Source organism: Cupriavidus sp. 01L45, from assembly GCF_056399885.1.
Genome location: NZ_JBFTSG010000054.1, coordinates 1 through 26,943, shown reverse-complemented (window position 1 = coordinate 26,943; position 26,943 = coordinate 1). Strand labels below are relative to the sequence as shown.

Sequence of the window (26,943 nt, the reverse complement as noted above, 5' to 3'; positions counted from 1 at the left end):
GACATTCGAAGTTCGGCCTCGCAGCATAGAACAGACATTCGCGGATGATATCCCGACCATGGTCCACCATGGCCCCGCCCAACCCGGTGAAATGCGGGTCTATATGTTATCGAAAAGGCCAATATGGTTGCGATCCGGCGCTTGGCGCGCTGCCTGACCAATGATCCCTGCCGGAAACCGGCGACGGGGCCTCATCGCGATCCTACGCGACGACCACAGCAGTGTGACAACGTCGTCACAGCGCACTCAAGACAATGTTGCATTGCGGAAATTGTAATGATGTGCCATTGCCATCAGGAAACCTAGGGTTTATACTCACCCTCGTCTCCTCCTTGTCTCCTCGACATGGATTCAACCCGCCTCCTTTGGCGGGTTTTTTTCGCCCGCGTGTTTTTTAGTGATTTATGAACCACTTTCAAGGCAATCGCCGCTGTAACGGCAAACCCCCAGTACTTTCGTAAGTGGGGTTTCAAGGGAGAGCCTGACGATTACCTACTTGCACACGGGCCATCCGCTACAGACGTCTCCGGCTGTCTGCTGCGAACGAAGGAATACCCCAGCCTCCGCGAGAGTTTGTGGGGGACGCGCTCGGTGGCCGCCGTCCTACTTCGCCGGGAACTGCGGGGGGTACTCATCGAAATCATTCGCCTGTACGTCGAACAGCAACAGATGCCGCACTAACCGGCCAAAGGGAGGCTACGCCGCCCGCGCCCATCCTTCACCGGCCTAAAGGCAAAGGCTTGTCGCACGCCGGATCAACCCAAGAACACCCTCAGAGCCGGGGCGGCATCAAACCGCGCACAGTACCAAGGGTGGGCGGGGTTGGAAATGCCACAAGCCCCTCGTTGCTTAGTCGTTACTCGTAAGAGAAGAAGCTGCCCAGCTTGCCCATGCGTTCGAGCGCCAGGCCGGCACCCCGCGCCACGCAGGTCAGCGGGTCTTCAGCCACCACCACGGGCAGGCCCGTTTCCTCGGCCAGCAGGCGATCGAGGTTGCGCAACAGCGCGCCGCCGCCGGTCAGCATCATGCCGCGCTCGGCGATGTCGGCGCCGAGTTCCGGTGGGGTCTGTTCGAGCGCGATCTTGACTGCCGACACGATCTGATTCAGCGGATCAGTTAGCGCTTCCAGGATTTCATTGGACGATATCGTGAATGGACGCGGGATACCTTCGGACAGGTTGCGGCCTTTGACTTCCATCTCGCGGATCTCGGAGTCTGGGAAGGCCGAGCCGATTTCCTTCTTGATGGCCTCGGCGGTCTGCTCGCCGATCAGCATGCCGTAGTTGCGGCGGATGTAGTTGACGATGGCTTCGTCAAATCTGTCGCCGCCCACGCGTATCGAGCCCTTGTAGACCATGCCGCCCAGCGAGACGACGCCCACCTCGGTCGTACCGCCACCGACATCCACTACCATCGAGCCGGACGGCTCCGACACTGGAAGGCCGGCGCCGAGTGCGGCGGCCATCGGCTCTTCAATCAGGTAGACCTGGCTGGCGCCAGCGGCCTGCGCGGATTCTTGAATTGCGCGCCGCTCGACCTGGGTCGAGCCGCACGGCACGGAGATGATGATACGCGGCGACGGCCGAAGCAGTTTGGTGTCGTGCACCGTCTTGATGAACTGCTTGAGCATCTGCTCGGTGACGGTGAAGTCGGCGATCACGCCGTCTTTCATCGGGCGGATGGCCTCGATGTTACCCGGCACCTTGCCCAGCATCTGCTTGGCATCCTTGCCGACAGCCTGGATGGTTTTCTTGGGATTGATACCCCCCTGCTGGCGAATTGCGACTACGGAGGGTTCATCAAGGACGATGCCCCTGTCGCGCATGTAGATCAGGGTGTTGGCCGTGCCGAGGTCGATCGCGAGATCGTTGGAGAAGTAGCTGCGGAGAAATCCAAACATCAGGAATCTTTCTTCTGGTAGTTCGCAAGTACGCGAAACGGCGGGCGCAAGAAGTGGCGCCAACCATGATTTTCATAGCGACGCATGGTATGGAGGCTTCACGCGTCACGTGGTGCTGGCTTCGGTGTCATTGCCAGCGCGCTGTCAGTCGATAAGAGCGATCGAACTCAGGTGGCCCGCCAAGGGGTGTCTGGCTTGCTGGCGGAATCGGCCATCACACGAGTCGTCGAGTAGACCACTTATTGAACTGCGCAAAAGCAGCATCGGAATCACAAAAGCCTCACGAAGTCTGATCGGAGATACTGTGGCCCGATACCTGCGAGTGACGTGAACCACTCGCGTCGCGCTTGAGCGGCAGGCAGGAATATCAGCGGAAGCGAATGATACCGTATGACTCTCTCCGATTCCCGCGTCAAACCGCGCGGACTTCGGGAACGGCAATCCTTGCCAGAGGCGACGTGATCGAGCAACAGCCATTCAGGCCGCATTTTCCTGGCTTGCCCGAACGCAGAGCGGCCGGATCTGGCGCTCCCCAAACCCAGGCGCTGCAGCGCGCCAGTGCTGGCGACCCGGCGGGTCCGGCTGTCAGTGCTGAAGCCAAGGGTGGTGTTGTCGTCCATTGCCAGCGAACCGGTATCCAGCGTCTGGTTGTGACCGAGATTCAGCCGTCCCTGTTGCAGCGCCGTGCCGCCCGTGCAGGTGTTGGCACCGTATGGCTGCTCCTTGCCGTGTGGTGTCTGCCGGACTTAAGATGATTTCGTATGGGGTTGGCGGCATTGGAGGCGCCCTGGTAGTACTCGCGCTTTTTCAACTATATGAAGGGCACCAGGCGCGCAGGCCCCAACGCGGCCCGGTACCAGTATTCCTACAATCCGCAKGAGCGCTCATGCTTTCAGATCTTCTGATGCACTTGCCGAGATCCAAGGCGACCGTCGTGTTACTGGCGGTGGTATCGGCCGCGGCAGTTGCAGCACCGCAGACGAGCAGTCGGTCGCAGAGTCTTAGTACCCAACGCGGCATCAGCGACGGACAGAGCGGTGGCACCGAGTTGCAAACCGGGCCGCTTTTGCATCAGCCCATTGTCGGGGCGCAGCCGATTGCGACACCCCAGGAACTGCCTCCCAATGGATCGACGCCATACCCGTACATTATTGCCCCGTATATCCAGGTCCCCGGCGCTATCCCCACTCCTCATCCGCAGCCACGTCCCCGACCGATGCCGCATTAGAATTTGTGACGAATACCGACGACCGCGCCAAACTGATTGTCCGAGCCACTTACCGTGCCGAAGCCGGTGCCTTGGATCGCGCCGGAACCGCCTGCGGTCAGGCCCAGGTTCGAACCATCCTTGTTCTTGGTGTAACCAAGGTTCAGGTAGGCATCGGTGCGCTTGGACAGGTTGTAGTCAACCGATGCCACGAAGCTCCACGGATCGGCCTTGGTGCCGCGGAAGTCCTGGTAGTAGGCTGCGCCGGTCAGCGATAGTGCAGGTAGTAACTGATAGCCCACGCCCAGCCAGTACAGGTTCGAGACATTGTTAGCGCCGAGGTTGCCCGGCAGCGTGGCACCGTCGAGCGCCATGGCCCAACGATAACCAGCGTACATTTTGGCCGGGCCGAAGGCATACGATCCAGCCACGCTGGCGCGGCGGATCTTGGCGCCCGTCAGGGCACCAGTCGCGGCCAGGCCGAGGTTGGTTTCGTCGTATATACCCCCGACGGCGAACGGACCGACAGCGTAGGTCAGGCCAGCGCTGTACTCCTGGCCAATCTTGGGGCTGCCCGGCACTTCACCAAAAGAGCCGCCACCGGTGTTCGAGCCAAAGCTATACAGGGCTCTGGCGGTCAGGCCACCGAAGGTGCCGGCGTACTTGACGGAGTTGTCAGCGCGGCTGGTGAACCCTGCGTCCTGGCCGATGATCGAGTAGTTCGTGGAGATCCCCATTGGGTCGAATTGCAGGCCGAAGTCATAGAGCGGGGTCTGTTGACGGCCCAGGGTCAGGGTGCCCCACTGGCTTTGCAGGCCGACGTAAGCGTTACGACCGAACAGGCGGCCGCTTTGGGCCGAGGTGCCTGTATCGAGGTTAAAGCCGCTTTCCAGTACGAAGATGCCCTTCAGGCCACCGCCGAGATCCTCCACACCACGCAGGCCCCAACGGCTGCCCGACAGGTTGCCCGAGGTCAGGCGGGTCACGCTGCTGCCGCCCCCGGGTTGGTTATTTTGATATTCGAGACCAATGTCAAGGATCCCGTACAGCGTCACACTCGACTGTGCATACGCACCACCAGCGGCCAATGCAGCGACGGTGGCAATCCATTTCATCTTCATAACTCTTTCCTTGTTAGCTGATGATTGGAAACTTTGGGCTACCCCGACTGCAGGCCAACGCAATCCGTTCACGTCGATTTTGTATTATGTACCAGCGTTCGGCTAACGAAACTTGCGAACGGTGGCTTAACGAACCTTCGAACAGTTCTTTGGAACGGGCCGGTACGCATGCCAAAGTCCCTCCCGCATCACGCAATGCCACAGAACTCGCGTCGGTACTGTTCTGGCGTGGTGCCCGCCTCTCGCTGGAACATCGCGATAAAGGCCGAGGCGGTGCTGTAGCCGAGATCGAAGGCGATTTCCTGCACGCCGCGGCCCGTTTCCAAGGCATCGATGGCGCGCAGAAAGCGCAGGCGCTGACGCCAGTCGCCGAACGACATGCCGAGTTCGTGCTGGCACCGGCGGGCTAGCGTCCGTTCGGTCATGTGCACGCTGGCGGCCCAGTCGGCCAGCGTGCGGTGGTCGCCGGGATCCGCCTGCAACGCTTCAAGCACGGCAATCAAGGCAGGCGTGGCTGCCGCCGGCAGATAGCAACGCTGCACCGATGCCTGCGCGAGCTGATCGACCACCACGTGCGCGAGCCGCAGGTCGGCCGGCGTGCGCGGTACATGCATGTCGCGCGCGGCGAAGTCAGCCAGTACGCTCCTGATGATTGGGCTGATGCGCACGGTGCAGGCTTCGGCCGGCAGTTGCGCGCACAAGCCTGGTTCTATGTAGATCGAGCGGTAGACGATCGCGTGCCGCAAGGTGCAGCTATGCACCACCGCCGGCGGGATCCACACCGCATACTGCGGCGGCGAAAGCAGCCGCAGCCCGTCGGTTTCCATCTGCATCGTGCCGTGCGCCGCGTAGTTCAGGTGGCCCCAGCTATGGCTATGCGCCGCGGCCTGCGTGTCAGCTCCGAATTCGTCGTAGCGGAAATAGAAAGGACCGTCCATCCCTTCGACGTCCTGGATTGGCAAGTAGCGCCGTTTGTCGGGCATGGTTCGTCGGGTTCGTGTGGTTTGTGGCGAGAAGAGTCCGGAAACCCGGATTGGATGTCATAATTCAGCTATATGCCTTAACGCGGACGCATGCATGATAGCCCTGCACTCGTACTAAGGAAAACCTTCATGTGGCAATACGCGTTTCCGCTACTGGCCGTCGTGATCTGGTCCGGTAATACCGTCGTCAGCAAGATGGCGGCCGGCGCCATCGCACCGGCCGAAATCAGTTTCTACCGCTGGCTGCTGGCCGCCCTGCTTTTCACGCCGCTGGCGTTGCGCCCGGTGCTGCGCAACTGGCCGGCGATCCGGCCGCGATGCGGGCGGATCGCGGTACTGGGCCTGCTCGGCATGGTGGCCTATCAGTGCCTGGCTTATTACGCGGCCTACATGACCACGGCCACGCACATGGGCATCATCGGCTCGCTCACGCCGATGATGGTGCTGGCGTTGTCGATCCTGCTGCTGGGACAGCGCCTGACGGCCGGTGCCGTGGCGGGATCCCTGCTGTCGATCGCCGGCGTGCTGGTGGTGGTTTCATCCGGCGACCTCCGCGGCCTGATGGCCAGCGGCGCCAACCTGGGGGACGGACTGATGCTGCTGGCGATGCTGGCCTACGCGGTCTACGTCATCCTGCTTAAGCGCTGGAATATGAAGGACGTGCCAGCGTTGCAACTGCTCTACCTGCAAATCGTCGTAGCCGTTGTCGCCCTATTGCCGCTCTACCTGCTCACGCCCAGGATGGGCCTCTCGGCGGCCAACCTCCCGCTGGTTGGATTCGCCGGATTGATGGCGTCGATGGTCGCACCGCTGGTGTGGATGCACACGGTCGCCAGCATTGGCCCAAGCCGCGCGAGCATGTTCTTCAACCTGATCCCCTTGCTCACCGCGCTGATCGCGGCGGTGGTGATCGGGGAGTCGCTGGCGGCGTATCACGCGCTCGGCGGGGCGCTGACGGTTGCGGGCGTGCTGCTGGCCGAGTTGTGGAAGGCGCCGCCGCGGCTGCAAGCTGCGGCGCCGTGAGAGACCGCCGCACCCTCAGGCGCGCCCTGCTGCCCGCACCGAGCCGTAGCGCGCGGTCAGCCGGTCTACGGAGTGACGGAAATCGCGGATCGTTTCGTCAATGATCTGCTGAACCGGCACGACCGAATCGATTCGTCCGCATACTTGCCCCGTCAGCGGCACTGCCGCCTCCATGTCGCCGCCAAAGTAGAGCTGCTGAACGCCGGCGAATTCACTCTTGATGTTCTCCGGCAATTCCAGCTCGATCCGGGAGGTGCGCGCCGTGCGCAGCGCCCGGAGCGCCGGGCCCTTGCCGCCGCGATTGAGAAAGACGGTATCTGTCTCCTGCGCGCCGACGATGGCATTCTTCCAGTTGTCATGAACGGGCGACTCGGCCGATGTCAGCATGCGCGTGCCCATCTGTATGCCTTCCGCGCCCATCGCGAATGCCGCCGCCATCGTGGCGCCGTCGCAGAAGCCACCCGCGGCTACCACCGGGACATCGACCTTCGAGCAGACAAGCGGCAGCAACACCATGGAGGTCACGTCGCGCTGGTTCTTGAACCCACCGCCCTCGCTGCCCTCCACAATCAGGCCGTCCACGCCGGCCGCCACCGCCTTGAGGGCGCCGGCCAGGGTTGGCACCACATGAAAAACCGTGAGGCCGGCTTCCTTCAGCTCCGCGCAATAGCGTGTCGGGTCGCCAGCCGATGTTGTCACGAACCGGATCCCCTGGTCGACGACGAAACGTACGATATCGGGATCTCGCACATAAGTCAGCGCGATGTTGACCCCGAATGGCTTGTCGGTCAGTTCTCGCATCTTGCGAATCTCGCCGCGAATCGTATCCAGTTCTCCGGATGATGTCTCGATGATTCCCATCCCACCCGCGTTGGAGACCGCCGCCGCCAGTTGCGCCCTGGCGATCCACCCCATTGGGGCCTGGATTATCGGATGCTGGACGCCCAGCATCTCGGTCACGCGATTCGTTATCGTCATGGCTTTGTCTCCGCTCTACTCTGGTAATACTGCACGGACGCGCTGCGCCCTCTTCACGCCGGAAAAACTTGTGGCGCGATAGCGCGTTCCGCATTCGGGAATGAAACCTGGCCGTAGAGATTAGGGGCACGCCGATACACCGTCCAATGATTGTTTTGAATAGGTATTCATGCACTCCGGACATGGTGTCTCCATAATTCTCCGCCTGCGGCCAGCGCCGGCAATGCCCCGAGCCGTTGACCAGCCGCAAGATCATTCAGATCATGCACCGAAAATGTTCACATCAGCGGCCAGTGTTCCGTGGCAAGCTGGGCAGACCACACTGTTGCCACCTGCCCAGGCTTGAGGAGCCCTGAATGGAATCTATCGACCGCCAGTCTTCGTCGCAACGCTTCCTGACCCGTCTCGGCGCGGTATTGGTCGTGCTGGCCGTTGCCGCATGTGCCGGCCCCGGAACGCCCGCCGCCGGATCGGCAAGCCCTGCGCCGGCCGGCACAGCAAGCGCGACAAGCGCCGCGGACCCGCTGCCCTCCTGGCAGGACGGCGCGGCCAGGCAGACCATCCTTAAGTTCGTGGCCAGCGTCACCCGCGAAGGCTCGCCCACTTATGTGCCGCCGGCCGAACGGATCGCCACGTTTGACAACGACGGCACGCTATGGAGCGAGCAGCCGCTGTATTTCCAGTTCCTGTTCCTGATCGAACAAGTCAAGTTGGCGGCACCGAAGCATCCTGAGTGGAAGAACAACCCGGCCTTCAAGGCGCTGGTGGCGAACGACCAGGCAGCGCTGGCCAAGCACCAGAAAGAACTGCTGGCGCTGATCGCGGTCGCAAATAGCGGCATGACCGTGGAGGCCTACGACGAGACCATCCGCGCCTGGCTGGTCACGGCAAAGCATCCCAGGTTCCAGCGTCTCTTCACCGATCTTGTCTATCAGCCGCAGCTTGAGTTATTGGCCTACCTGCGCGCCAATGGCTTCAAGACATTCATCGTCTCCGGCGGCACGATCGAGTTCATGCGCCCCTGGTCCGAGAAGGTGTATGGAATCCCGCCCGAGCAAGTGATCGGTTCCAGCCAGGTCGTGACGTATCAGCTGCAAAATGGCAAACCTGCCCTGGTGCGCCAGCCAAAGCTCGATTTCATCGACGACGGCCCCGGCAAGCCGGTGGGCATCTACCGGGGGATCGGCCGCCGGCCGATCCTGGCATTCGGCAACTCCGACGGCGACCTGCAGATGCTGCAGTACGTGGTGGCCGGCAGCGGCGCCCGCCTGGCGTTGCTCGTGCATCACGACGATGCCGAGCGGGAGTTCGCCTACGACCGCCAGTCGAAGGTCGGCAAGCTKGACAAGGCCTGGGACGAGGCCGTCGCCAAGGGCTGGACGGTCGTGAGCATGAAGCGGGACTGGAAGCAGGTGTATCCGGCGGCGCCGCGATAGGCTCTCCCAACTACAACGGCTGGCGTGAAACGGCGCGGTTGTCCATGGCCGCCCGTACAGCATGGCAATGGCGCACGAGATTCGGTTGCGATAAGACAAATAGCTTGAGAGGCGTATCTATGTCATAGAAGACGATGTTCGCCACAAAGCCGTAGACGCCAGCGTCGATACTGTTCGGATCAGGACCGAAAAGAAAACCCCGATCACCGGTCATGTTGGCCACCACCTGCAGGTCGGCGATGCCACGGGCGTAGACCTCCTTGGGGGAGAAGCGGCCGATTCCCTGATAGTGGTATCGATCGAAGTTGTATTTCCTTGCGGCCTCGAGGTCGTCCGCCGCGATCTCCGGATGCGTCCTGAGGAGCGCGTCCCGAAAGGCTGTCCAGAAGCGCGGATCGCGCCACCGCGAGTAAGACATGACCCAGTAGAGATCATCCAGCGCGCGCCGGACAAGAAGATCCAGGTCGCGCTGAAAGGGGGTCAGCGCATCGTCGATGGGCAAGCGATACTTGCGCTTTAAATGGGACACGATGGCATCGCTGTCGCCTATCGACTGCCCGCCATCGTCGACATACGGGAGCTGGCCGCGCGGCGCCGCTTTCGCATCCAGGGTGTGGCGATGCTCGAAAGGCAGGCCGCACAGTTTCAGGAATGCGAATACCTTCAGGCCGTATGGATTGTTGTCTTCAAGGCCAAACAGATCCGGATAGGAAAAAAGTGTGATCATGCCGGCCTCCCCTGCAGATGGCCCGGGCTCTCTACACCAGCCAGGCTCTGATGATTCCGCATGCCGCGCGGGGGACGCCGGGAAGCGGATTGCCCGCCTCCCAGGCTAGCCGCAGCGTTTCAATGCTCTGCTTCGGACTGGACCGCGCCGATGGAGGCCATGACAACGCGACGCGCGTCGAACTCCTCGGCAATCTTCTGATCCTGCGCGAACTGCGCTTCCACGTCGACATTGGCAAACTCGATAGCGCCCATGTCGGCAAATGCACTTTGCACGCGCGGGCTCCACAGGCCGATATCCTTGACTGTGGGGACGATGCGGCTGAACAGCCGCTGGCGGAATTGCCGCATGGTTTCGGACTCCCGCACTGCTTTGGCGCACTCCTCCTCCGGCAGCCCGAGGCGGCCCCAGACTTCCTTCTGGTCGAAGCGGTCGCGCATCATGTAGCAAGCCTCGATCACAAAGTCCTCGCGCTCCTTGCGCTCGGCCTCCGTCACCTGCGGATAGAAACCGCGCAGCGCAGTGCGGCCGAATGCAACGTGGCGCGCCTCGTCCTGCATCACGTAGGCGTTGATCGATGCGGCCAGCGGATTCTTGGAGAAGTCGCGAATGCGCTGGAACGCGGCCAGCGCAAGCCCCTCCACCAGCACCTGCATGCCCAGATAGCAGAAGTCCCAGCGCGAATCGGTCAGGATGCTCTCAAGCAAGGATTTGAGTCCCGGCGTGATGGGATAGAGGATGCCGACCTTCTCGTGCAGCAGGCGCGAATAGGCCTCCACGTGACGTGCTTCGTCCACGGTCTGCGTGGCGGCATAGAACTTGGCATCCATGTCCGGGACCATCTGCACGATCCGCGCCGAAACCATCAGGGCGCCCTGCTCGCCATGCAGGAACTGCGACAGCGAATGCGCCTGCTGGTGGCGGCGCACTTCGATGCGGTCGTGCTTGCCCATCTTTTCCCAGAGCGGCGTGCCGTAGATCGGGATCATCCGGTCATCGAGTTCCTGCGGGTTCTCGGGATCGAGTTCCTGCGACCAGTCGATCCGGTCGGTGGCGTTCCATTGCTGCTTCTTGCTGGTTTCATAGAGCTGCAGCAGTTTGGAATTCTCGTTGTCGTATTCCCAGTTGAACTCGGTGGCAACCTGGCTGCCGATCGACCAGCCCGTCTGTACCACCGGCAGCGTGTAACGATGAACGGATGACATGCAATCTCCTTTGGCGCTCATGGGTTTCGACCGGTCTCCATGCCTGCTTAGCCGGAGTTGGGACCTGTCTTGAATTTGCGTTGGCTTCCGGCTATAAACAGAATCATAATTCTCTTTCTTGTTAATTCAAGGACCCGGCACAGGGTCCGGAGAAGCCGGGAGACATTGATGCAGTTCCACAATCTGACTGTCGCGCAGGTCACTCGGGAGACCGAAGATGCTTGCTCCTACACGCTTTCGATCCCCGACGCGCTGCAGCAATCTTTCGCCTACCGTGCCGGGCAGCACCTCACCTTCCGGGTAAACGTGGATGGGGAAATACTGCTGCGGAGCTACTCGCTTTCCAGCTCGCCTGAAGCGGGAGGCCTGCCGGTTGTCACGGTCAAGCGCATCCCCGATGGCCGCGTGTCGGGATGGTTTCATGGCCATGTCCGGGCCGGAACCCGGCTGGAGGTGAGCGCGCCGGCTGGCCGCTTCGTCTGCGAGAACATGGACGCCCCGCTCGTCTTCTGCGCGGCGGGCAGCGGCATTACGCCGGTCCTCTCGATGATCCGGTCGGCGCTGGCATCCACGCGCCGCAGGATGACGCTCTTCTACGCCAACCGAGATACGCGCAGCACGATCTTCGCGGCGGAGATTGCCGCCCTGGCGCGGGGCAATCCGGATCGCCTCGCTGTGCATATGCACTGCGACGATGCCGATGGCTTTCCCGAGCGCGGCAAGATTGCCGCCCTGCTCTCGTCCGTTGCGCAATGCCAGCTCTATCTGTGCGGGCCGGGGCCATTCATGCAGACCGTACTGGAAGCGGCCGAGGCGGCCGGGATGGCGCGCGGGCGCGTGCATCTGGAGCGATTCGACGCTCCCATGCCGGAGCCTGAGGCTGGCTCGGCGATCCGTGCGGCATTGCCGGCGGCAACCAGCGCGGTGGCTTGCGATGCCAAGGTAATCCTCGGCGGCGCACTGCATGTCGTGCGTGTCGCCAGCGGCCAGTCACTGCTGCAAGCCGCGCTCGCCTGCGGCGTGGATGCGCCCTATGCTTGCGAGGAGGGCTATTGCGGATCGTGCGCGGCCAAGTGCATCGATGGCGCGGTGGTTCATGAGCGCAACGATGTCTTCGGCGCCGACGAGCTTGCTGCCGGCTGGATCCTGACTTGCCAGGCGCGTCCGCGCCAGGAGCGGCCGGTCGCAATCACCTATGACGTATGACAGCAGAAACCACCATCCCGGCGGACACTGCGGCGACCACGTTGCGCGCCGGGCTGAAACAACCCCGTCAGGAACGCAGCGAAGCCACCCTCAAGGCCATGCTGGCGGCCGGCCGGACGCTGATCAACGAGGCCGGCAGCCTGACCGGGTTTTCCCTCGCCGATCTCGTGCGCGCCGCTTCCACCTCGATCGGGGCCTTCTATGCCCGGTTTCCGGACAAGGAGACCTTCTGCGCGCTGGTGCTGGAAGACACACTGGCTGAATTGCGAGCCGAGCTGGACTATTCGCTGGCCACGGACCCGACCTGGAACGCAGGGCCCGCTGCCGCGATCTGCGGCCGTATCGTTGGTTTCTATGTCGGCCTGTTCCGCAGGCATCGCGGCCTGTTTGCGGCCTACATGCGGCATAGCCCTGCGCAGAATCCCCTGTGGCAACCTATCCGCGAGGCCAACCGGCGGATCCTGGACGCCATGGTGCCGCGCCTGGCCAGCCAGGTTGCCGCCGGGCGCTTTACCGGACCCGACGGCGAGACCCGGATCGCGGTGCAACTCGTGATCAGCGCGCTGACCAGCATCGTGCTGCATGCGCCCAGCGGCCTGGCCCTGGACGATCCGCGGCTGGAGCAACGGCTCACGGCGATGCTGTATTGCTATCTATCCTCGCCTGCGGCCGGCGACGCATAGGCGCGCTAACCCTCCGGCAACAGCAGGTAGCGCCTCATCATCCTGACGAGATGGGTTTCCAGCTTGCGTCCTTCGAGATGCAACGGGCCCGGATCGTTGAGCAATATATTGGCCAGCGTGCCCACCAGGAATTGAATGGCGACCCGTACCTCGAAGGTGGCATGGGCCGGCCGCGGCGAATCAAGCTGGCTGGCCAGCAACGGCACAAGCAAGTCCTGCACGCGCCGGTTGGCTTGCCGCATGGGATTGTCCCCGCTGCCTGTGGCCGAGTAATGCCGCAGGAATCCCTTGAAGAGGCCACGGTTCTGCCGGAACCGGCCGACGTAGATGCGCACGATGCGCTCGACGATGGCGGATGCCGGGCCAGTTTGCCAGACCGGATCCTCCGCGATCGATTGCCGGGTGATCGCTTCGGCTTCGGCCAGCGCGGCCTCGAGCATGAATGCGAGGAAAGCCTCCTTGTCCTTGAAGCGCGCGTAGAAGGCACCAATCGATGTGTTTGCCGCGCCGACCACGTCGTTCAGCGAAATCTCATCCAGATTGCCGCGCTGCTCGGCAAGCGCACGGCCGGCCTTGACCATCTTGTCGAGGTTTTGCTCGCTGCGCGACTGGCGCGGGGGGCGCATGGCGGGTGGCTGCTCCGTGCCTGCCGCGAGTGCCTTCGCCGAACGGCGCGCGGGCGCCCCCTTGCGAGCGGACGTGCTTGCCCGGCCTGGCGGCCGGGTCGCGGGCTTGCGGATCGTTGGCATGACGGCGGAACTCTCGATGAGCGACAAAGAGCCGCATTATGCGACATGTGCCACCCGGCTCTTGAGAATCCCATGACGGGTGCCGTGATCCCGGCAAGGTCCCCGCGCGAGTCCTATTCCACTTTCGCCCAGCCGGCATCCGGTACGAATGTCCCCATCGCTTTGGCCCGCGACGCCGTGCCGGCGCCAAGGTCCCGCGCATAGACCGTACCGCTGCTGTCGAGCGCGAATGTGTGCGCGCCAGTCTTTCCATACGCCACCGGCCAGGCAAGGAACACATACTTTGCGTCGCTGCCCTTGCCCGGCGGGACGATACGGTAATGGTAGCCATGGAACGCTTCCGCGGCGGGCGTATCCGCCCCCATCACCAGGGCATCAGGCCCGAGCGGACTCTTGTCGCCCTCGGAGTCCGCTGGCCAATACAGCCCGTCGGTCTTACCGGCCCGGCTTACCAGGCGCTTGGCATAGGCGCCGTTACCGACCTCCGTGGCGTATTGCTGCTGGGCTTCGGCCAGTTGGCGAAGCATGGCAATGGTTTCCAGCTCGTTGCGGCCGAGACGCCGGGCGCGGAGTTCCTGCTGGCCGGCACGCAGGTCAAACTTCCAGCCATCGCCGGATTTGACCATGGGAATCGGAAACGACCAGCCACTCTCGCCCACGACGAGACTGGCCCGGTTGTCGCCGGTCTTCTCGATCTGATGTTGCCTGGCCCAGGCGGCCAGGAAAGCATAGATGTCATCGCGATGCACGCCACCCTCCGGTATCAAGAACGGATATTGCGGGCCCAACACCTGCTTGAGCGCATCATTGTCACTACTCGAGATGGCATCGACCAAGGCATTCGCCGCCGCCTCCGGCGTGGGATATGCATGCTGGGCAAAGACCGGGGCGGCGATCGCGAGCGCTGCCGCGGCCACCAGGACGCGCAGCCCACGCGCGGTTCGGGCACCTACGAAGTTGCGTATCATGCTTATCTCCGACCATGGCCGCCAAATCCACCACCACCGCCAGGGTGGCCCCCTCCCCCTCCACCACCGCGCTGGGGTGCCGCCGCCCTGGGCTGGCCCGGATCGCGGGCCGCGGCCCTGGGTGCGGCCTGTTGCCGCGCGCCGCCGCTATCCCTGGCCGCGCGCTGCGATTGCTGCCTCACCTTGTCGCCATTGCCCGCATCGCGCAACGCGCTGTCTCGATTGGCATCGCGCGAGCGGTTGCGTGCATCGGCGTGGTCGGCCCGTTGCCGGTCGGCGCCGGCTGGGTTGCRYTGCTCGCCGGCCGCGCCGCGCGCTGCCGCGCGGTTTTCTCCCGCACCACCATGGCCGGGGATGGATTGCCCGGTACGGCTCTCCATCGACTGGGCTGCGCGGTCGCGGGCCGCATCCCGGGAGCCCGGCGCGGGTGCGGCTCTTTGCGCGCCCTGTTGCCGGCTGGAAAGCCCGGCCTGGCGCTGCTGGTCGTAGCGGCTGCTCACGTTCGGGTTGTTGTACGGGACATTGCCGCGGTGCGCCGGATTGTGTTGCCAGTTGGTATTGGCGCTATTGACGTTGAGCCGGTTGTTGACATTGACGTTGTTATAGCGATTGACGTTGATATTCACGTCATGGTTGTTCCAGTTGAATCCGCCCCACATCGAGTTTACCGCCGCAACGCCAAGACCAAACCCGATCCCGGCGACCATGGCCGAGGCAAACGTTGAGCCGGGAGGCGGGGGGTAATAGGCGGGTGGATAGGCCGGATAGGGCCATGCGCCATAAACCACGGTGGGGTTATAGGCAGGTACGTACACCACCTGCGGATTCGCCGGCTCAATCTGCACCACCGTGGTGCCGCCGGTGGTCTGCGTCACCACCTTCTGCTGCTCGGTCGTCTTCAGGCTGCCCGCCTTTTGCGCTTGCACACGCAAGCGCTGCACGGAATCCATCACGTCATTGGGCTGGTCGAGAAAGGCGTTGCCGATCGACTGCACCCACTGTGGCTGCCTGCCCATCAGGTCCAGCACCGAAGGGAATGCCGCCAGCGATTGCACGCTGGGATCCCAGGGCTCCCCGGCCACGGCTTTGGTGGCCGCATCCCCGGAGAGGCTGGGGTTTGATTTCGACCATGCCGCTGCCGCCGCCACGTCTTCCGGGTAGGTCGCCGCCATCAGCACCTGGGAAAGCAAGGCGTCAGGGTAAAGGGCAATCGGCGCCATGAGCTGGTCCAGTTGTCCGTGATCGAGCTTGGACTGCGCCAGCGAAGCGCCGGCCGGGATCAGCAGAAGCAGCCCAAGCCACCAGGTGGCCAACACTCTCAAGCGACGCATTTTTGCCTCTCCACGAAAAGACAGGCATCGGCTCAATCAACACGCTGGCGCCCAGCGGCTTTCCTGGATGCCCGGCCAGTCTGCACAATATGCGACGGCTAACAGGCGTGGCAATTCAAAATCTCTTTGGTCCACCTTAAACAAAATAGGAAAACAGATGGACAGAAATGCAGAGCATTCCGCGGATGCAAGTGGCATCGAAACAATTCATGTAGGCGCAAAAGGAAATTGAACGTACCTGAGCCGTTATACCGTCATCATTGACGTCTACGTTATATCTTGGGGGGGAACGAGCCCAGGCTCCCCATGGCCATCGGCGTTGGCCGTGCCGTCTCGATCCGGGCCATTGCGCAAGAGTTGGAACGAAGGTGTTGAGATGAAGCACTATCCGCTCGAATCGCGTTTCGCCATGCAACGGCGTAGCCGATCCTGGCCCCTCGGCGCGGCTTTCCGCAGCCGGATCGCCATTGGCGCGTTGATGCTTGCGCCTGCGCTGGCTGGCGCCCAGGGCGCCCCCGACTTTAGTTTCCTGAACGCCAGCGTGCAGAAGCGCGCCAACGGCGTGCTGTCGCTAATGTCTTATTCCGTGGTGCCGGACCTGACTTCCAGTTCGTTGTCGATCAACAACGCCAGCTCCGGCAACCCCGGCATCGTGATGTCGCAGCTAGGCGGCGGCGCGACCATGAGCAAGTCATTTCCAATCTACCTCGAGGGCGCTATCGCCTATAGCCGGTACGATCCCCAGTTCGTTGCGTCCAATGGAACAGAATCGAGATCCGTGCCGGCCAAGTGGAACACGGTCTCCGCCACCGGCGGGATTGGTTGGGATTTCCCCCTGACGGAGAACAAGGAACTGGTGTTCCGGCCCATCTTCAACTTCTCCCTGGGTTATGTAGCCAGCGATCTCTCGGTGGCCAAGTTTGTCACGGAGCGCATCACCGACCGGCAGATCAACTTCCTGGACCACGGCACCCTGAACGCCTACGGGCTAGGCGGCTCGGTCATGCTGGACTGGGAGCACTACCGGGAAACCCACGAGATCGACCTCGAGTTGCGATACACCAATATCCATCTCCAGAGCTTCGGCGGCAGTTCGGAAGCCGTGCAGGGATCGGCCTCTGCCCAGACCGCCAACCTGTACGCGCGCTGGCGCGCGCCCACGGGGCTGCGCGCCCTGGACCGGCCCGTGCGCTATGTACTGGAACTTTCGCACTCGCGCTATCTTGGCAGCCAGTCCGAAATCCTCGGATTCACCAACCTGACGACCCTGGGCACGGGCCTGGAACTCGATACCAGCGCGCATGAAGTGTTCGTGACGCGCATACGCGCCGTGGTGCGCTACGTATTCGGCAACAACGTATCGGGCGTCTCGCTGGGGCTGGCCGCCAGCTTCTAGCGCCGCGGCAGTCAGGCGACGACCGGGACTCTCCCGCGTTGAAGTCCTAATATCGCGCGTCGAAAAATGTGAATTCCGCTTGGCTGGCCGCGGACTTACGCTAACTGGAAATGATCAGGATCAGGACCGCGCCTGCGCGCTGGAATGAGATCTGGACCTGCTGCGATCCATTGAGGGCCTGCCGTGGCAATGCGCGATTGGTTTAAGTTGTTGAACAGCCTGATCTGGGTGATCCTCGCCGCGGCCTGCGGGACGCTCCATGCGCAAAGCGCCCCGCAGGATTCCGGCGCCATTGAACGACCGGCGGTACCTACGGTAACCCTGCTGGACCGCCCCATCGCCTCGTTCCGCGCAACCCTGGCCGGCGTGCCGCCCGAGGCCCGGCGCGAGCGTGCCGAGGCCAACCTCGCCAGCCTGACACGTGCCGAACTCGCCCTGCCTGTCCAATGGGTATCCAACAGACTGGACGGCGAAGACGGCGTGGCCTTTCGCATCGGCAACCGGCTTGTGTTTTCGTACGTCGAACATGACCGCGAGCCGCGGCGATACCACGGCCTTTGATGCCGACGTACGCCAGATCGCCGAGCGCCTGCAACAGGCCATGACCGCGCGGCGCGACCAGATGCGCTGGCCGGTGCTGATACGGGGCGTAGCGCTGACATTGCTGGCCAGCGCGCTTCTTGGGCTGCTGAGCTGGGCGATTGCGCGCCTGCGCGCCTAGGCCTATGCCTCCATGCAGCGGATCATAGAGGCACACCTGCTCAGCCGCACCTCCCGTGGCTTCGACTGGACGGGATCGGCTTATCAGCTGGCACGGCAACTGGTTCAGCTGATCGCACTCTTCCTTTTCATGCTGCTGCTCTACCTGTGGCTGATCTTCGTGCTGGAGCAGTTCCCTGCGTCGCAGCCGATGGGAACCCGACTGGGTGCGATGCTGTTTGGCTTGCTCACCCGCATTGCGCTGAGCGGCATCCAGGCGTTGCCGGGCATCATCACCGCGATTGTGATCCTGCTGATCACGCGCGCCGTGCATGCCATGGTGAACAACATCTTCGAAGCTGCGCAGCGGGGCAGGCTGGAGCTAACCGGCATGCATCGCGAAACCGCGGGCGCCACGCGCCGTGTCGTGGTGCTGCTGGTGTGGGCACTGGGCTTCGTCTTCGCGTACCCTTACCTGCCTGGCTCGCAGAGCGACGTCTTCAAGGGCCTGAGCGTGCTGTTCGGCTTCATGATCACGCTGGGATCGGCGGGCATCGTCAATCAACTGATGAGCGGCATGGTGGTGGTCTACTCGCGCGCGCTCAAGCGCGGCGACTTCGTCACGCTGGGGGAAAACACCGGCACGGTGATGTCGCTCGATACGCTATCGGTCAAGCTGGTCAACGTGCGCAATGAAGAGATCACCATTCCCAATGCCGTCGTGGTGGCCTCTCCCATCGTCAACTATTCGCGCCATGCCACGGACCGTGGCGCCCTGGTTGCAACCACCGTCACCATCGGCTATGACACGCCATGGCGGCAGGTCCACGCCATGCTGCTGGCGGCGGCATCGCGCATGCGGCATGTCGCCATGGTGCCCACGCCGTTCGTGCTCCAGCGGGCGCTGTCCGACTATTACGTGGAGTACGAGCTGATGGTGGCCATCGACGATCCCGCTTTACGCCCGCAGGCGCTGTCGTCCCTGCACGCCGAGATCCAGGACGAATTCAACCGCAACGGGGTGCAGATCATGTCGCTGCACTTCATGGCCCAGCCAGCGGAGCCGGTAGTGGTCAAACCCGGGCAATGGCGAGGCCAGGATCAAGGCGGCCCGGCGTAGTCGCGGCACCCTTTTCGGCACGCTCGGACAGAGCCCCTGGTGCGTGCCACCGCCCTCGCCTCGCTGGCTATATGTTGACCTCACTGGCGACCCGGCTGATGCACGCGATGGCATGTTGCGCCATGGGCGACGGCGTGCGGTTGCGAAGGCTCACGACACCCATCTCGGAGTACAGCGCCGGCAGTCCCAGGATATGCAACGGGAGCAGCGCGCCGGCATCGATATCGGCCTGCACCGACGTCAGCGTCGCGGCCAGGACGGTGTCAGTGGACAAGGCCACGGACCGGAGGATGGTGAAGTCGTCGCACTCAAGCGCAAGCGGGGCTTCCTGGCCCGCCGGCAATCCAAGCACCCTTGCCAGTTCGGCCTTCACGATGCGCGGTACTTTCGTGGCCGCGACACCGTAGTGCCAGGCCTCGGTCAATGTGCACTGACGCGAGGCCAGCGGATGCGATGCACGAACGTAGAAGCCGCCGCGCTGGGCGCCCACCGGCCGGATCTCCAGAGCCGCATCTTCCGGCAAATCCCGCACGTCCGCGACAAAGAACTCGATATCCTCCGCGCGCAAGCGTTCCAGCAACTGCTTCCAGTTGCTCTCCTCGACGCGCAAGGCAACCCTGGGATAGAGGCGGCGCAATTCGGACAACGCCCGTGGCATGAGGGTGGCGGCCGGGAATGGTCCGGCCCCGAAGGCGGTATCGCCCAGCCGGCTGTCGCGATAAAGATCGACATCGCGCTGCAGGCAGCGCGCATCGAACAGCAGCCTGCGCGCCCGTTCGATCACGAACTCGCCCGCCGGAGTCGGCCTGACCTCGCCCACGTCACGGTCGAACAGGCGGATGCCGAGATCGCTTTCGATGGCCTGGATGCTGCGGCTGAAGGCCGGCTGGCTGAGGTGGACCCGCTCGGCCGCCCGCGCGAAATGCAGTGCATCGGCGAGCGCCAGGACATGGCTGAGACGGCGAAGGTCCATCATGTTGCGTTGCTCCTGACGCATTGGAACGTTGCATAGTATGCATTGGACGCATTACCCCGGCAAGCCTAAAGTCGTTCGGACCTGATGGCGCCAGAAGGCCTGGACCGTTCAGACCATAGAGCAAGATCGGAGACACCCCCCAATGAGTATGCAACTACAGAACATGCTGATCGCGGTCGTCATGCTCGGCTTTGCCGGCATGGAGTTTGTTACGCGCCGCTACCAGACGAGCGTCAACGCCACCCAGGACGACACCAGGCTGGAACTGGCCATGTTCCTGAGCCTGATCGCCATCACGCAGCCCCTGGTCCTGCTCGTCACGGGCGAGCTTTGCGCCTGGCTCATGCCGGAGCAGCGAGGGGCGTGGGCGAACCTGCCGTGGTGGGCCATGGCCGCGATCCTGCTGGTTTGCGACGACATGACCCAGTACTGGTGGCACCGCATATCGCATTCGCCGCTGCTGTGGCCCTTGCACCGCGCGCACCATACCGCGCAGTACATGAGCATCCGCGTGACGTACCGCAACAACTTCTTCTACTACCTGATGATGCCGGGGCTGTGGATTGCCGGTGTCCTGCTCTACCTGGGCTTTGCCAAGGTCTATGGTGCGTACCTTGTCATCAAGCTGACGGTGATCCTTGGGGCGCACAGCGCATGGCGCTGGGACGAGCCCTTGTACCGGATCCGCGCATTGCGCCCGCTGATGTGGATCCTGGAGCGGACCATCTCGACGCCTGCCACGCACTGGGCGCACCACGCGATCACCAACGACGATGGGATCGGGCATTACAAGGGCAACTTCGGCAATCTCCTGTTTTTCTGGGACATCCTCTTCGGCTCGGCGCACATCACGCGCAAATACCCAGCGGGGATTGGCTTGCAGGACGACCGGCTGTTCGGGCAGGAGCGCTGGTACATCCAGATGTTCTACCCACTGGTCCAGTCGCGTCGAGAGCATTCGGCGCTGCGCTTCGGGGGGCGCGCTTATGTGGAACCGGAAGCGGACGCCGATGCGGCCCCGCAAGGCACGGAACAGCGGAGGTCGGCATGAACGACCGCACGCTGACAGAGCAACTGGCTGAGCAAGCCATCGTTAGCGCCCGCATGGAGTCGGTGTTCGAGGCACAACGCCACGCCTTCCTGCAAAACCCCTGCCCCGATGCCGGGCAGCGGCGCCAGCACCTGCGCGCGCTCAAGAGGCAACTCCTGCGATACCAGGACGTGCTCGCCGAGGCGATCGACCGGGATTTCGGCGAGCGTTCCCTCGCGGAAACAAAGATGCTGGAAGTGCTGCCGACCACGCTGGAGATCAATCACGCGATCTCGCATGTGCGCCGCTGGATGCGTGCAAGCCGCCGCCGGCCGGAACTGCTTTTTGCCAGCAACAGCCTGCGCGTGACTTACCAGCCCAAGGGCGTCGTCGGCGTGATTGCCACCTGGAATTTCCCGGTCTACCTGTCGCTGGGGCCGCTGGTGGCGGCGCTGGCAGCGGGCAACCGCGTCATGATCAAGATGCCGGAGACCACGCCGGCAACCAACGCCACGCTCAGGCAGATGTTGGGCGAGGTCTTCGCCGAAGACCACGTGGCGCTGGTCGGCGGCGAACTCGCGGACCCAGGCGCCTTCACCGCCCTGCCATTCAACCATATCGTCTTCACCGGTTCGCCGGCGGTGGGCCGTATCGTCATGGGCCAGGCAGCGCGCAATCTCACACCGGTCACGCTGGAGCTGGGCGGCAAGTCGCCCGCGATCGTCCTGCGCGACTATCCGGTGCGCGAGGCCGCCCGGCGCATCGCGCATGGCAAGGGCATCAACTGCGGACAGGTCTGCGTGGCTCCCGACTACGCGCTGGTGCCACGCGAGCGCGTGGACGAATTCGTCAAGGCGGTGGTCCACAGCTTCGGCGAACTCTACGGCAAGCGTACCGCGCGGAACGCGGATTACACGGCGCTGGCCAGCGACCGCCACGCTGCGCGCATCAAGGACATGCTGGAGGATGCGCGCGCCAAGGGCGCGACGGTGATCCCCTGCGGCGAGATCGGCCCCGGACGCCGCTTGCCGCTGCATGTGGTGACGAACTGCACACCGGATATGACGCTGATGCGCGAAGAGATCTTCGGGCCCGTCCTTCCGGTGGTGCCCTACGACACGCACGAGCAGGCCATCGAAATGGTGCAGCGGCAAGCGCGCCCGCTGGCTTTGTATTGCTTCAGCCATGACGCGTCCGAGCGCGGCAAGCTGCTCGCGCGCACGCATTCGGGCGGTGTCACGATCAATGACTGGGCGTGRCATGTGGTCAACCACGACGCCCCCTTCGGGGGCGTGGGCCAGTCAGGCATGGGCAATTATCACGGTGAAGAGGGCTTTCGCGAGTTGTCGCATGCGCGCACGGTATTCAAGCGGCATCGCTTCTTTCCCATCGCGCTGTTTTATCCGCCCTACGGGAACCTGGCGCAGCGCCTGACATTGAAGCTGTTTGCGGGCCACGGCGATCCGGCGGTGAAGAAGCCGTTCTGAGCGACCCAGTGAGAAACCGGAGCGGCGGCCACGCGCAAGCGATTTGGCCGCCGCGTAACGCGAGGTCGCCGGCGTCCCTGCGAACCGCCTCCCAGACGGGTCTCCGGACGCCTGCAGGCACGCCATCTTCCTCACAGGAAAGTCTCAAGAATATCCGTCGACGACCGCGCTCCCAGCGCGCTGAAGTTGGCTTTCAGCCAGCTATCGGCGCGCTCGCGCCCCAGCGTGTAGAGCTCGCGCAAGAAGTGCCAGTCAGCGTTGAATTTGCTCGATACCCCAAGCCGGGCCATCTCGGTCTCGGCATCGATGTTATGGATGAACATGCGCCGGTATTGCGCCGGATCCAGCGCGCCTTCGTCGATCAGCCGGGAGACGAACTCAATCGCGCGCATTTCCCGCATCAGCGACGAGTTGAAACTCAGCGTATTGACGCGGTCGAGGATTTCGCGTGCCGTAGTCGGCACATCGGGAATGCGGATCGGATTAATGCGGATGATCAGTACATCGCGGCTGTCGGTCTCGTAGATCAGCGGGTAGATGGGCGGGTTGCCCATGTAGCCGCCGTCCCAGTAATACTCCCCTTCGATCTCCACAGCCTGGAACAAGCTGGGCAGGCAACTCGACGCCAGCACCGCCTGGATGCCGATCTCGTGATTGGTGAACACCCGCATGCGGCCGCTCAATACATTGGTGGCGCACAGGAAGAGCCTGGGGCTGCGGCAGTTGCGCAAGATATCGAAATCGATCATCTTGACCAGCATGTCGCGCAGCGGGTTCAGATTGGACGGATTGAGCTGGTACGGAGAAAAAAAACGGGTGATATGGTCAAACAGCAGCCACCCGGGCGACAGGTTCAACCGGTCGAGCCCCAGCATCCGGTCGAACCAGGTGGGTTGCAGAGGACTCATTCGCGCGCATTCGGCGACGCCGCGCCACAACGCTTCAAGCATTTGGCGCGCCCCCTCGCGCCCGCCGCTGACAATGCCGTAGGCAAGCACGGTGGCATTGACCGCGCCGGCGCTGGTACCGCTGATGCCGTCGACCTCGATGCGGCCGTCTTCCAGCAGGCGGTCGAGCACGCCCCAACTGAACGCCCCGTGGCTGCCGCCGCCCTGCAGCGCAATATTGATGCGGCGAACCGGGGAGGATGGCGTCTGGTTGCCGCTGCCCTCCTCCGTTGCCCGGCGGCCTGGCGCCGTTCGCGGGGTCGAACGCCGGGCTCCGCTCACTGTTGCTCTGGCACGCTGGGACATGGAGGTCTCCTCGATCGATGGCGTCTGCGGCTCAATGCGGCGCCGGCCGGCCAAGCCGCCACGTCAGGTTGCGACGGGCGCGGGCTTCGCAGCGGGCCTGGAATAATTCCGTGTAATAGATGCGGGGACGGGCCAGCAGCGCATCCAGCACAGCCCGTTCGCGGGCGTCATAGACCAGATCGTCGAGATCGGGACGCTCGGCCCGCAGGCGCGCCCCGTCCTGACGAAAGCGCGTGCGTCCGCCCCCGAGAACCGCGAGGTCGATATCGACGGCAAAGGCGCAATCCGGGTCGGCCGGCACTGCGGTGTGCGTGGTCGCCAGGATCATGTCGGCAATGCGCCCCGCCGCCGGGATGCCATCCCCCGCCCAGCGCAGGAACCACTCGGCGCTGCGCTGCTCGTTGTCCCTGGCGCCGGGAATGAAGATCACGTCATGGCACCACAGCGCCAGTTCCACGGCGTCGGGATCGGGGACCGCGCCACGCGCCCAATCGAGATCGCGCAGGCAGCGGCGGATGTGCCGCAGGGTGTGATAGTGGCGCGCCGGTTCGGCGTAATGCAGCACCAGGTCGGCATGGACGGCTTCGGCGTGGATGCCGCCACTGCGCGACCACAGCGCCAGGAAACGCGCTTGCATCTCGTCCATTTCACCTCCCTGACACCAAGGAGCCACCAACCGGGTCGCATCCGGGTCGCATCCGGGTCACGTGCCGGAACCCTCCGGCCAGCCCGAGTATGCGCTCCGTTAAGGCCGATTAGGCGGTGGCGGGCCGGCACCAGCGTACGCGGCCGCACTATTGCGAGAAATCCCGTCTATGCAGGTTGGGCAAGCCCGGTGACGGTGCCTAGAATGCCAAAGGTGGAAGCTCGCGATTTGCGGACAAACGCTTTGACGGCCAGCTGATCGACCGAACGGATTGAGATGCATATGGACCGAGAACCGAAACCTGAGGCGTCCGATGGCTCGGTGATGTTCGCGGACGTCAGTGGCAGCACAAGGCTATATGAATTGGCCGGCGATACGGTTGCCTTCGGTGCCATCGGCCGCTGTATCTCTGTCATGAAGTCCTGCTCCGGCGCATCCCAGGGCCGGGTCGTCAAGACGATCGGAGACGAGGTCATGGTGCTGTTTCCCTCGGCCGAACAGGCGATGCAGGCGGCACTCGACATGCAAGTGGCTGTTTCTCAACTTCCTCCCATCGCCAGTGTTCCCATGTCGGTCCATATCGGCTTTCACCATGGACCGGTCTTGTCAGACGAATCGGGCGACGTATTTGGTGACACCGTGAATCTCGCGGCTCGCCTGACGAAGCTCGCGTCACGCGGCCAGATCATCACCAGCAAGGATGCGGTGGAACACCTGTCTGCAAGGCTGCGCCAGATGACGCGCTACCTGTATCCGATCCAGGTGCGCGGCAAGGAACCGCCAGTCGAGTTGTTCGAAGCAATATGGGAGCAGAACGCCGACATGACCGTCATGGCCAACGCAAGTCCGCGCTCGCTGCGCTCCGCGCTGCTCACGCTAAGGTACCGGGAGACGCTGCTCGAAATGAACGCCGCATCCCTGCCGGTGACCATCGGCCGTGATAGTGGCATGAGCATTGTCGTTTCGGACCGGCAAGCGTCGAGATTCCAGGCCACGGTCGAGTCTCGCGCGGGCAGATATGTGCTGATCGACAGCAGCTCGAATGGCACGCACGTCACCATCGATGGCGAAGATGAGTTCGTTCTGCGCCGCGACGAAGTCACGCTCAGGGGCCATGGCTGGATTACGTTTGGCCAGTCGATGGAATATGCGGGTGAGCGGGTCGAGTTCTTTTTGTACGTCGAAGGGCGTGGATGAGAATGCAAGGCCAACGGCATGCATCCTGTCGGTGATGCCGCTTTGGGGGCAGATCAGCTCTACTGCGCCTTCTTTCGTTTGGTCCGGTAGCGCATCTTGCCGTTCTCCAGGTCTCCGGACGTCGTCACCAGCCATTTCCCGTCTGCCGACAAGCTCTCGTCCCATTCGGCAACCAGTGTCAGCTTCCCGTCGATATAGCGAAAAGTCTGAGCGGAGTGACTGCAGCAACTACCACGCTGTGCCGACATCACCGTATGGCGACTGGCGTCAATGGATATCTGCGGCAAATTGGACAACTCCTCGTTATGGACGAATTGCCGCGCAACCGGATCGAACAGAAAGAAGTGCGTGGTGTTGTTTGGACCTGCGCCACCCGACATGCCGAAGATGCTTATGTCCGGGTGGCCATCGAAATTGGCGTCGACGACTTGCAGGAATTCCTTGTCGGCGGTTTGTCCCTCTGAATCGAAGTCGCGAAGGACCTGCAGGCGCCGACCGGTTCTTCGGTCCAGCACCTCGATGGCCACCGGCACTGCAGCCTCTGGCGCGTCATTATCAGGACGAAAGGCGACGCGAAAGCGAAAGTCCTTTGTGCTGGCCTTCTGCTCAACCCACTTCAGTTCGAACAAATCATCCCGGTCGATCCAGCCATGGAAAGCCGATCCGTCCCGATGGACATGCTCGACTTCGTACCAATCCCGTCTGCTGGCAAGAACGGCGACAAAGCTCCCGGCGTCCAGGCTGGCAACTGGCGACGCACGATCTGCCTGCGCGAAGACTGGCACCGCCTTTTCGAGGTAGAGGATGTCGCCATAGGTGCGCGGCGTCACCAGTTTGAAGCGATCGGCATAGTATGTCGTTTCATAGTGGTGGATTGCCCGGCCGTAAGCCGCCGGTTCGCAGACGCCGAGCGCGCAAGCACCGACTTCGTCTGGGGTGGGTCGACGATTGGGCGGAACTGCCTCGCTGCGCTTGAATGCTCTCCTGGGCTGCCAGGCGACCGTAAATGCTGAATCGCTCCCCCTTAGCATGGCTTCGCCGGTGCCGATATTGGTTCGGCAAAATGGCTGGGACTTTGAGTAGTCGTTCCAAGCCGGAAACGCATAGGCGACGCAAAGCCTGTTGGCACCATTGATGTCGGTGCGGTAATTCTGATCGACAAGGAAGATCAGCTTGTTTCGATGGGAATCGGACTCATACGAAACCACGGCATATGTCGCATCCGCTGCTGCGGGAATGGCATGTTCGAAGTGCTCGACATCCTCTTCGCCGGGCCTTCCTTGCAACCTTTGTGCCGCACTCAGGTTGGAACCGGCTTCGAGTCGATAGATACCTGGCACCAGGAAATCGGAGGCAAAGACGGGACTCATCTTTGCCGCGGCCAGGACGAAGACGAGGCAGGCGATTCTCATAGCAAGCGTCAAGCAGGTTGGATTGGGGACTGGTCGCAACGTCCAGGCCAGCGGTTCATCATAATCGCCGCCGCAAAAGCAAAACCCCCCAGTACTTTCGTACTGGGGGGTTTCAAGGGAGAGCCTGGCGATTACCTACTTTCACACGGGTATCCGCACTATCATCGGCGTGGAGTCGTTTCACGGTCCTGTTCGGGATGGGAAGGGGTG

24 protein-coding genes and 1 rRNA gene are annotated in these 26,943 nt (G+C 63.0%); 11 read left to right on the top strand and 14 right to left on the bottom strand.

Going from position 1 to position 26,943, the window contains the following annotated elements; all coding sequences use genetic code 11:
* Positions 1-856: 856 nt before the first annotated feature.
* The 3 genes from AC1DT6_RS30320 to AC1DT6_RS30310 all read right to left on the bottom strand — a co-directional run bounded on the left by AC1DT6_RS30320 (position 857) and on the right by AC1DT6_RS30310 (position 5,211).
* Positions 857-1,900 (bottom strand): rod shape-determining protein, encoded by a 1,044-nt coding sequence (locus tag AC1DT6_RS30320; RefSeq protein WP_441629648.1) that lies wholly within the window; start codon positions 1,898-1,900, stop codon positions 857-859.
* 1,224 nt (positions 1,901-3,124) lie between these two features.
* A complete protein-coding gene (locus AC1DT6_RS30315; protein ID WP_441629647.1) occupies positions 3,125-4,228 on the bottom strand; it encodes a porin in 1,104 nt (367 codons plus the stop codon).
* Between the two features lie 188 nt (positions 4,229-4,416).
* The gene (locus AC1DT6_RS30310) at positions 4,417-5,211 is read right to left on the bottom strand and encodes an AraC family transcriptional regulator (protein ID WP_441629646.1); all 795 of its coding nucleotides are present in this window, start codon (positions 5,209-5,211) and stop codon (positions 4,417-4,419) included.
* A 129-nt stretch (positions 5,212-5,340) separates the two neighbouring features.
* On the opposite strand from AC1DT6_RS30310, the gene AC1DT6_RS30305 reads away from it, so the two are divergent.
* A complete protein-coding gene (locus AC1DT6_RS30305; RefSeq protein WP_441629645.1) occupies positions 5,341-6,234 on the top strand; it encodes a DMT family transporter in 894 nt (297 codons plus the stop codon).
* A gap of 15 nt (positions 6,235-6,249) precedes the next feature.
* On the opposite strand, the gene AC1DT6_RS30300 is transcribed toward AC1DT6_RS30305, so the two are convergent.
* Positions 6,250-7,185 (bottom strand): NAD(P)H-dependent flavin oxidoreductase, encoded by a 936-nt coding sequence (locus AC1DT6_RS30300; RefSeq protein WP_441629680.1) that lies wholly within the window; start codon positions 7,183-7,185, stop codon positions 6,250-6,252.
* Between the two features lie 383 nt (positions 7,186-7,568).
* On the opposite strand from AC1DT6_RS30300, the gene AC1DT6_RS30295 reads away from it, so the two are divergent.
* On the top strand, positions 7,569-8,648 hold the full coding sequence (locus AC1DT6_RS30295) for an HAD family hydrolase (RefSeq protein ID WP_477103849.1): 1,080 nt from the start codon (positions 7,569-7,571) through the stop codon (positions 8,646-8,648).
* Between the two features lie 10 nt (positions 8,649-8,658).
* Here the strand turns inward: AC1DT6_RS30295 and AC1DT6_RS30290 are convergent, their stop codons facing one another.
* Both AC1DT6_RS30290 and AC1DT6_RS30285 read right to left on the bottom strand, forming a co-directional pair.
* Positions 8,659-9,375, bottom strand: a complete 717-nt coding sequence (locus AC1DT6_RS30290) for a glutathione S-transferase C-terminal domain-containing protein (RefSeq protein WP_441629643.1) — start codon at positions 9,373-9,375, stop codon at positions 8,659-8,661.
* 119 nt (positions 9,376-9,494) lie between these two features.
* Entirely contained in the window at positions 9,495-10,580 is a 1,086-nt protein-coding gene (locus AC1DT6_RS30285) for a ferritin-like domain-containing protein (protein ID WP_441629642.1), read from the bottom strand.
* A gap of 168 nt (positions 10,581-10,748) precedes the next feature.
* On the opposite strand from AC1DT6_RS30285, the gene AC1DT6_RS30280 reads away from it, so the two are divergent.
* Together AC1DT6_RS30280 and AC1DT6_RS30275 are read left to right on the top strand one after the other, a co-directional pair.
* The gene (locus tag AC1DT6_RS30280; protein WP_441629641.1) at positions 10,749-11,786 is read left to right on the top strand and encodes a 2Fe-2S iron-sulfur cluster-binding protein; all 1,038 of its coding nucleotides are present in this window, start codon (positions 10,749-10,751) and stop codon (positions 11,784-11,786) included.
* Positions 11,783-12,469 carry a TetR/AcrR family transcriptional regulator gene (locus AC1DT6_RS30275; RefSeq protein ID WP_441629640.1) on the top strand — a complete coding sequence of 229 codons (687 nt, stop codon included), beginning with the start codon at positions 11,783-11,785 and terminating at the stop codon, positions 12,467-12,469. Before AC1DT6_RS30280 ends, AC1DT6_RS30275 begins: the two co-directional genes overlap by 4 nt.
* A gap of 5 nt (positions 12,470-12,474) precedes the next feature.
* On the opposite strand, the gene AC1DT6_RS30270 is transcribed toward AC1DT6_RS30275, so the two are convergent.
* From AC1DT6_RS30270 to AC1DT6_RS30260, 3 genes are all read right to left on the bottom strand, one after another.
* A complete protein-coding gene (locus AC1DT6_RS30270; protein WP_477111836.1) occupies positions 12,475-13,095 on the bottom strand; it encodes a TetR/AcrR family transcriptional regulator in 621 nt (206 codons plus the stop codon).
* Positions 13,096-13,331: 236 nt separating this feature from the next.
* On the bottom strand, positions 13,332-14,186 hold the full coding sequence (locus AC1DT6_RS30265; RefSeq protein WP_477103847.1) for a DUF2950 family protein: 855 nt from the start codon (positions 14,184-14,186) through the stop codon (positions 13,332-13,334).
* 2 nt (positions 14,187-14,188) lie between these two features.
* On the bottom strand, positions 14,189-15,517 hold the full coding sequence (locus AC1DT6_RS30260) for a DUF3300 domain-containing protein (RefSeq protein ID WP_477115171.1): 1,329 nt from the start codon (positions 15,515-15,517) through the stop codon (positions 14,189-14,191).
* A 409-nt stretch (positions 15,518-15,926) separates the two neighbouring features.
* On the opposite strand from AC1DT6_RS30260, the gene AC1DT6_RS30255 reads away from it, so the two are divergent.
* From AC1DT6_RS30255 to AC1DT6_RS30240, 4 genes are all read left to right on the top strand, one after another.
* Entirely contained in the window at positions 15,927-16,913 is a 987-nt protein-coding gene (locus AC1DT6_RS30255) for a hypothetical protein (protein ID WP_441629679.1), read from the top strand.
* Positions 16,914-17,123: 210 nt separating this feature from the next.
* The gene (locus AC1DT6_RS30250; protein WP_441629636.1) at positions 17,124-17,474 is read left to right on the top strand and encodes a hypothetical protein; all 351 of its coding nucleotides are present in this window, start codon (positions 17,124-17,126) and stop codon (positions 17,472-17,474) included.
* On the top strand, positions 17,440-17,634 hold the full coding sequence (locus tag AC1DT6_RS30245) for a hypothetical protein (protein ID WP_441629635.1): 195 nt from the start codon (positions 17,440-17,442) through the stop codon (positions 17,632-17,634). The genes AC1DT6_RS30250 and AC1DT6_RS30245 overlap by 35 nt, the downstream gene beginning before the upstream one ends.
* Positions 17,635-17,646: 12 nt before the next feature.
* The gene (locus tag AC1DT6_RS30240) at positions 17,647-18,732 is read left to right on the top strand and encodes a mechanosensitive ion channel family protein (RefSeq protein ID WP_477111834.1); all 1,086 of its coding nucleotides are present in this window, start codon (positions 17,647-17,649) and stop codon (positions 18,730-18,732) included.
* Between the two features lie 67 nt (positions 18,733-18,799).
* Here AC1DT6_RS30240 and AC1DT6_RS30235 read toward each other — a convergent pair whose 3' ends face one another.
* Positions 18,800-19,708 (bottom strand): LysR family transcriptional regulator, encoded by a 909-nt coding sequence (locus tag AC1DT6_RS30235; protein WP_477111833.1) that lies wholly within the window; start codon positions 19,706-19,708, stop codon positions 18,800-18,802.
* 142 nt (positions 19,709-19,850) lie between these two features.
* Between AC1DT6_RS30235 and AC1DT6_RS30230 the strand changes: the two genes are divergently transcribed.
* Complete coding sequence (locus AC1DT6_RS30230) at positions 19,851-20,759, top strand: sterol desaturase family protein (RefSeq protein ID WP_441629632.1); 909 nt, start codon at positions 19,851-19,853, stop codon at positions 20,757-20,759.
* Positions 20,756-22,225 carry a coniferyl aldehyde dehydrogenase gene (locus tag AC1DT6_RS30225; RefSeq protein WP_477115170.1) on the top strand — a complete coding sequence of 490 codons (1,470 nt, stop codon included), beginning with the start codon at positions 20,756-20,758 and terminating at the stop codon, positions 22,223-22,225. Before AC1DT6_RS30230 ends, AC1DT6_RS30225 begins: the two co-directional genes overlap by 4 nt.
* Before the next feature lie 131 nt (positions 22,226-22,356).
* Here AC1DT6_RS30225 and AC1DT6_RS30220 read toward each other — a convergent pair whose 3' ends face one another.
* Entirely contained in the window at positions 22,357-23,478 is a 1,122-nt protein-coding gene (locus AC1DT6_RS30220; RefSeq protein WP_441629630.1) for a patatin-like phospholipase family protein, read from the bottom strand.
* Between the two features lie 31 nt (positions 23,479-23,509).
* The gene (locus AC1DT6_RS30215) at positions 23,510-24,124 is read right to left on the bottom strand and encodes an HD domain-containing protein (protein ID WP_441629629.1); all 615 of its coding nucleotides are present in this window, start codon (positions 24,122-24,124) and stop codon (positions 23,510-23,512) included.
* 282 nt (positions 24,125-24,406) lie between these two features.
* Between AC1DT6_RS30215 and AC1DT6_RS30210 the strand changes: the two genes are divergently transcribed.
* On the top strand, positions 24,407-25,321 hold the full coding sequence (locus AC1DT6_RS30210; RefSeq protein ID WP_477103846.1) for an adenylate/guanylate cyclase domain-containing protein: 915 nt from the start codon (positions 24,407-24,409) through the stop codon (positions 25,319-25,321).
* Positions 25,322-25,380: 59 nt separating this feature from the next.
* Here AC1DT6_RS30210 and AC1DT6_RS30205 read toward each other — a convergent pair whose 3' ends face one another.
* Together AC1DT6_RS30205 and rrf are read right to left on the bottom strand one after the other, a co-directional pair.
* Positions 25,381-26,733, bottom strand: coding sequence for an XAC2610-related protein (locus AC1DT6_RS30205; RefSeq protein WP_477111832.1), 1,353 nt, complete (start codon positions 26,731-26,733; stop codon positions 25,381-25,383).
* A 122-nt stretch (positions 26,734-26,855) separates the two neighbouring features.
* Positions 26,856-26,943, bottom strand: a 5S ribosomal RNA gene (gene rrf / locus AC1DT6_RS30200); the annotation flags it as partial.

Coding starts and splice junctions, on each gene's coding strand:
- AC1DT6_RS30320 (WP_441629648.1), bottom strand. CDS start 1,900: ATGTTTGGATTTCTCCGCAGCTACTTCTCCAACGATCTCGCGATCGAC.
- AC1DT6_RS30315 (WP_441629647.1), bottom strand. CDS start 4,228: ATGAAGATGAAATGGATTGCCACCGTCGCTGCATTGGCCGCTGGTGGT.
- AC1DT6_RS30310 (WP_441629646.1), bottom strand. CDS start 5,211: ATGCCCGACAAACGGCGCTACTTGCCAATCCAGGACGTCGAAGGGATG.
- AC1DT6_RS30305 (WP_441629645.1), top strand. CDS start 5,341: ATGTGGCAATACGCGTTTCCGCTACTGGCCGTCGTGATCTGGTCCGGT.
- AC1DT6_RS30300 (WP_441629680.1), bottom strand. CDS start 7,185: ATGCTGGGCGTCCAGCATCCGATAATCCAGGCCCCAATGGGGTGGATC.
- AC1DT6_RS30290 (WP_441629643.1), bottom strand. CDS start 9,375: ATGATCACACTTTTTTCCTATCCGGATCTGTTTGGCCTTGAAGACAAC.
- AC1DT6_RS30285 (WP_441629642.1), bottom strand. CDS start 10,580: ATGTCATCCGTTCATCGTTACACGCTGCCGGTGGTACAGACGGGCTGG.
- AC1DT6_RS30280 (WP_441629641.1), top strand. CDS start 10,749: ATGCAGTTCCACAATCTGACTGTCGCGCAGGTCACTCGGGAGACCGAA.
- AC1DT6_RS30275 (WP_441629640.1), top strand. CDS start 11,783: ATGACAGCAGAAACCACCATCCCGGCGGACACTGCGGCGACCACGTTG.
- AC1DT6_RS30270 (WP_477111836.1), bottom strand. CDS start 13,095: ATGCGCCCCCCGCGCCAGTCGCGCAGCGAGCAAAACCTCGACAAGATG.
- AC1DT6_RS30265 (WP_477103847.1), bottom strand. CDS start 14,186: ATGATACGCAACTTCGTAGGTGCCCGAACCGCGCGTGGGCTGCGCGTC.
- AC1DT6_RS30255 (WP_441629679.1), top strand. CDS start 15,927: ATGCAACGGCGTAGCCGATCCTGGCCCCTCGGCGCGGCTTTCCGCAGC.
- AC1DT6_RS30245 (WP_441629635.1), top strand. CDS start 17,440: ATGACCGCGAGCCGCGGCGATACCACGGCCTTTGATGCCGACGTACGC.
- AC1DT6_RS30240 (WP_477111834.1), top strand. CDS start 17,647: ATGCAGCGGATCATAGAGGCACACCTGCTCAGCCGCACCTCCCGTGGC.
- AC1DT6_RS30235 (WP_477111833.1), bottom strand. CDS start 19,708: ATGATGGACCTTCGCCGTCTCAGCCATGTCCTGGCGCTCGCCGATGCA.
- AC1DT6_RS30230 (WP_441629632.1), top strand. CDS start 19,851: ATGAGTATGCAACTACAGAACATGCTGATCGCGGTCGTCATGCTCGGC.
- AC1DT6_RS30220 (WP_441629630.1), bottom strand. CDS start 23,478: ATGTCCCAGCGTGCCAGAGCAACAGTGAGCGGAGCCCGGCGTTCGACC.
- AC1DT6_RS30215 (WP_441629629.1), bottom strand. CDS start 24,124: ATGGACGAGATGCAAGCGCGTTTCCTGGCGCTGTGGTCGCGCAGTGGC.
- AC1DT6_RS30210 (WP_477103846.1), top strand. CDS start 24,407: ATGGACCGAGAACCGAAACCTGAGGCGTCCGATGGCTCGGTGATGTTC.
- AC1DT6_RS30205 (WP_477111832.1), bottom strand. CDS start 26,733: ATGAGAATCGCCTGCCTCGTCTTCGTCCTGGCCGCGGCAAAGATGAGT.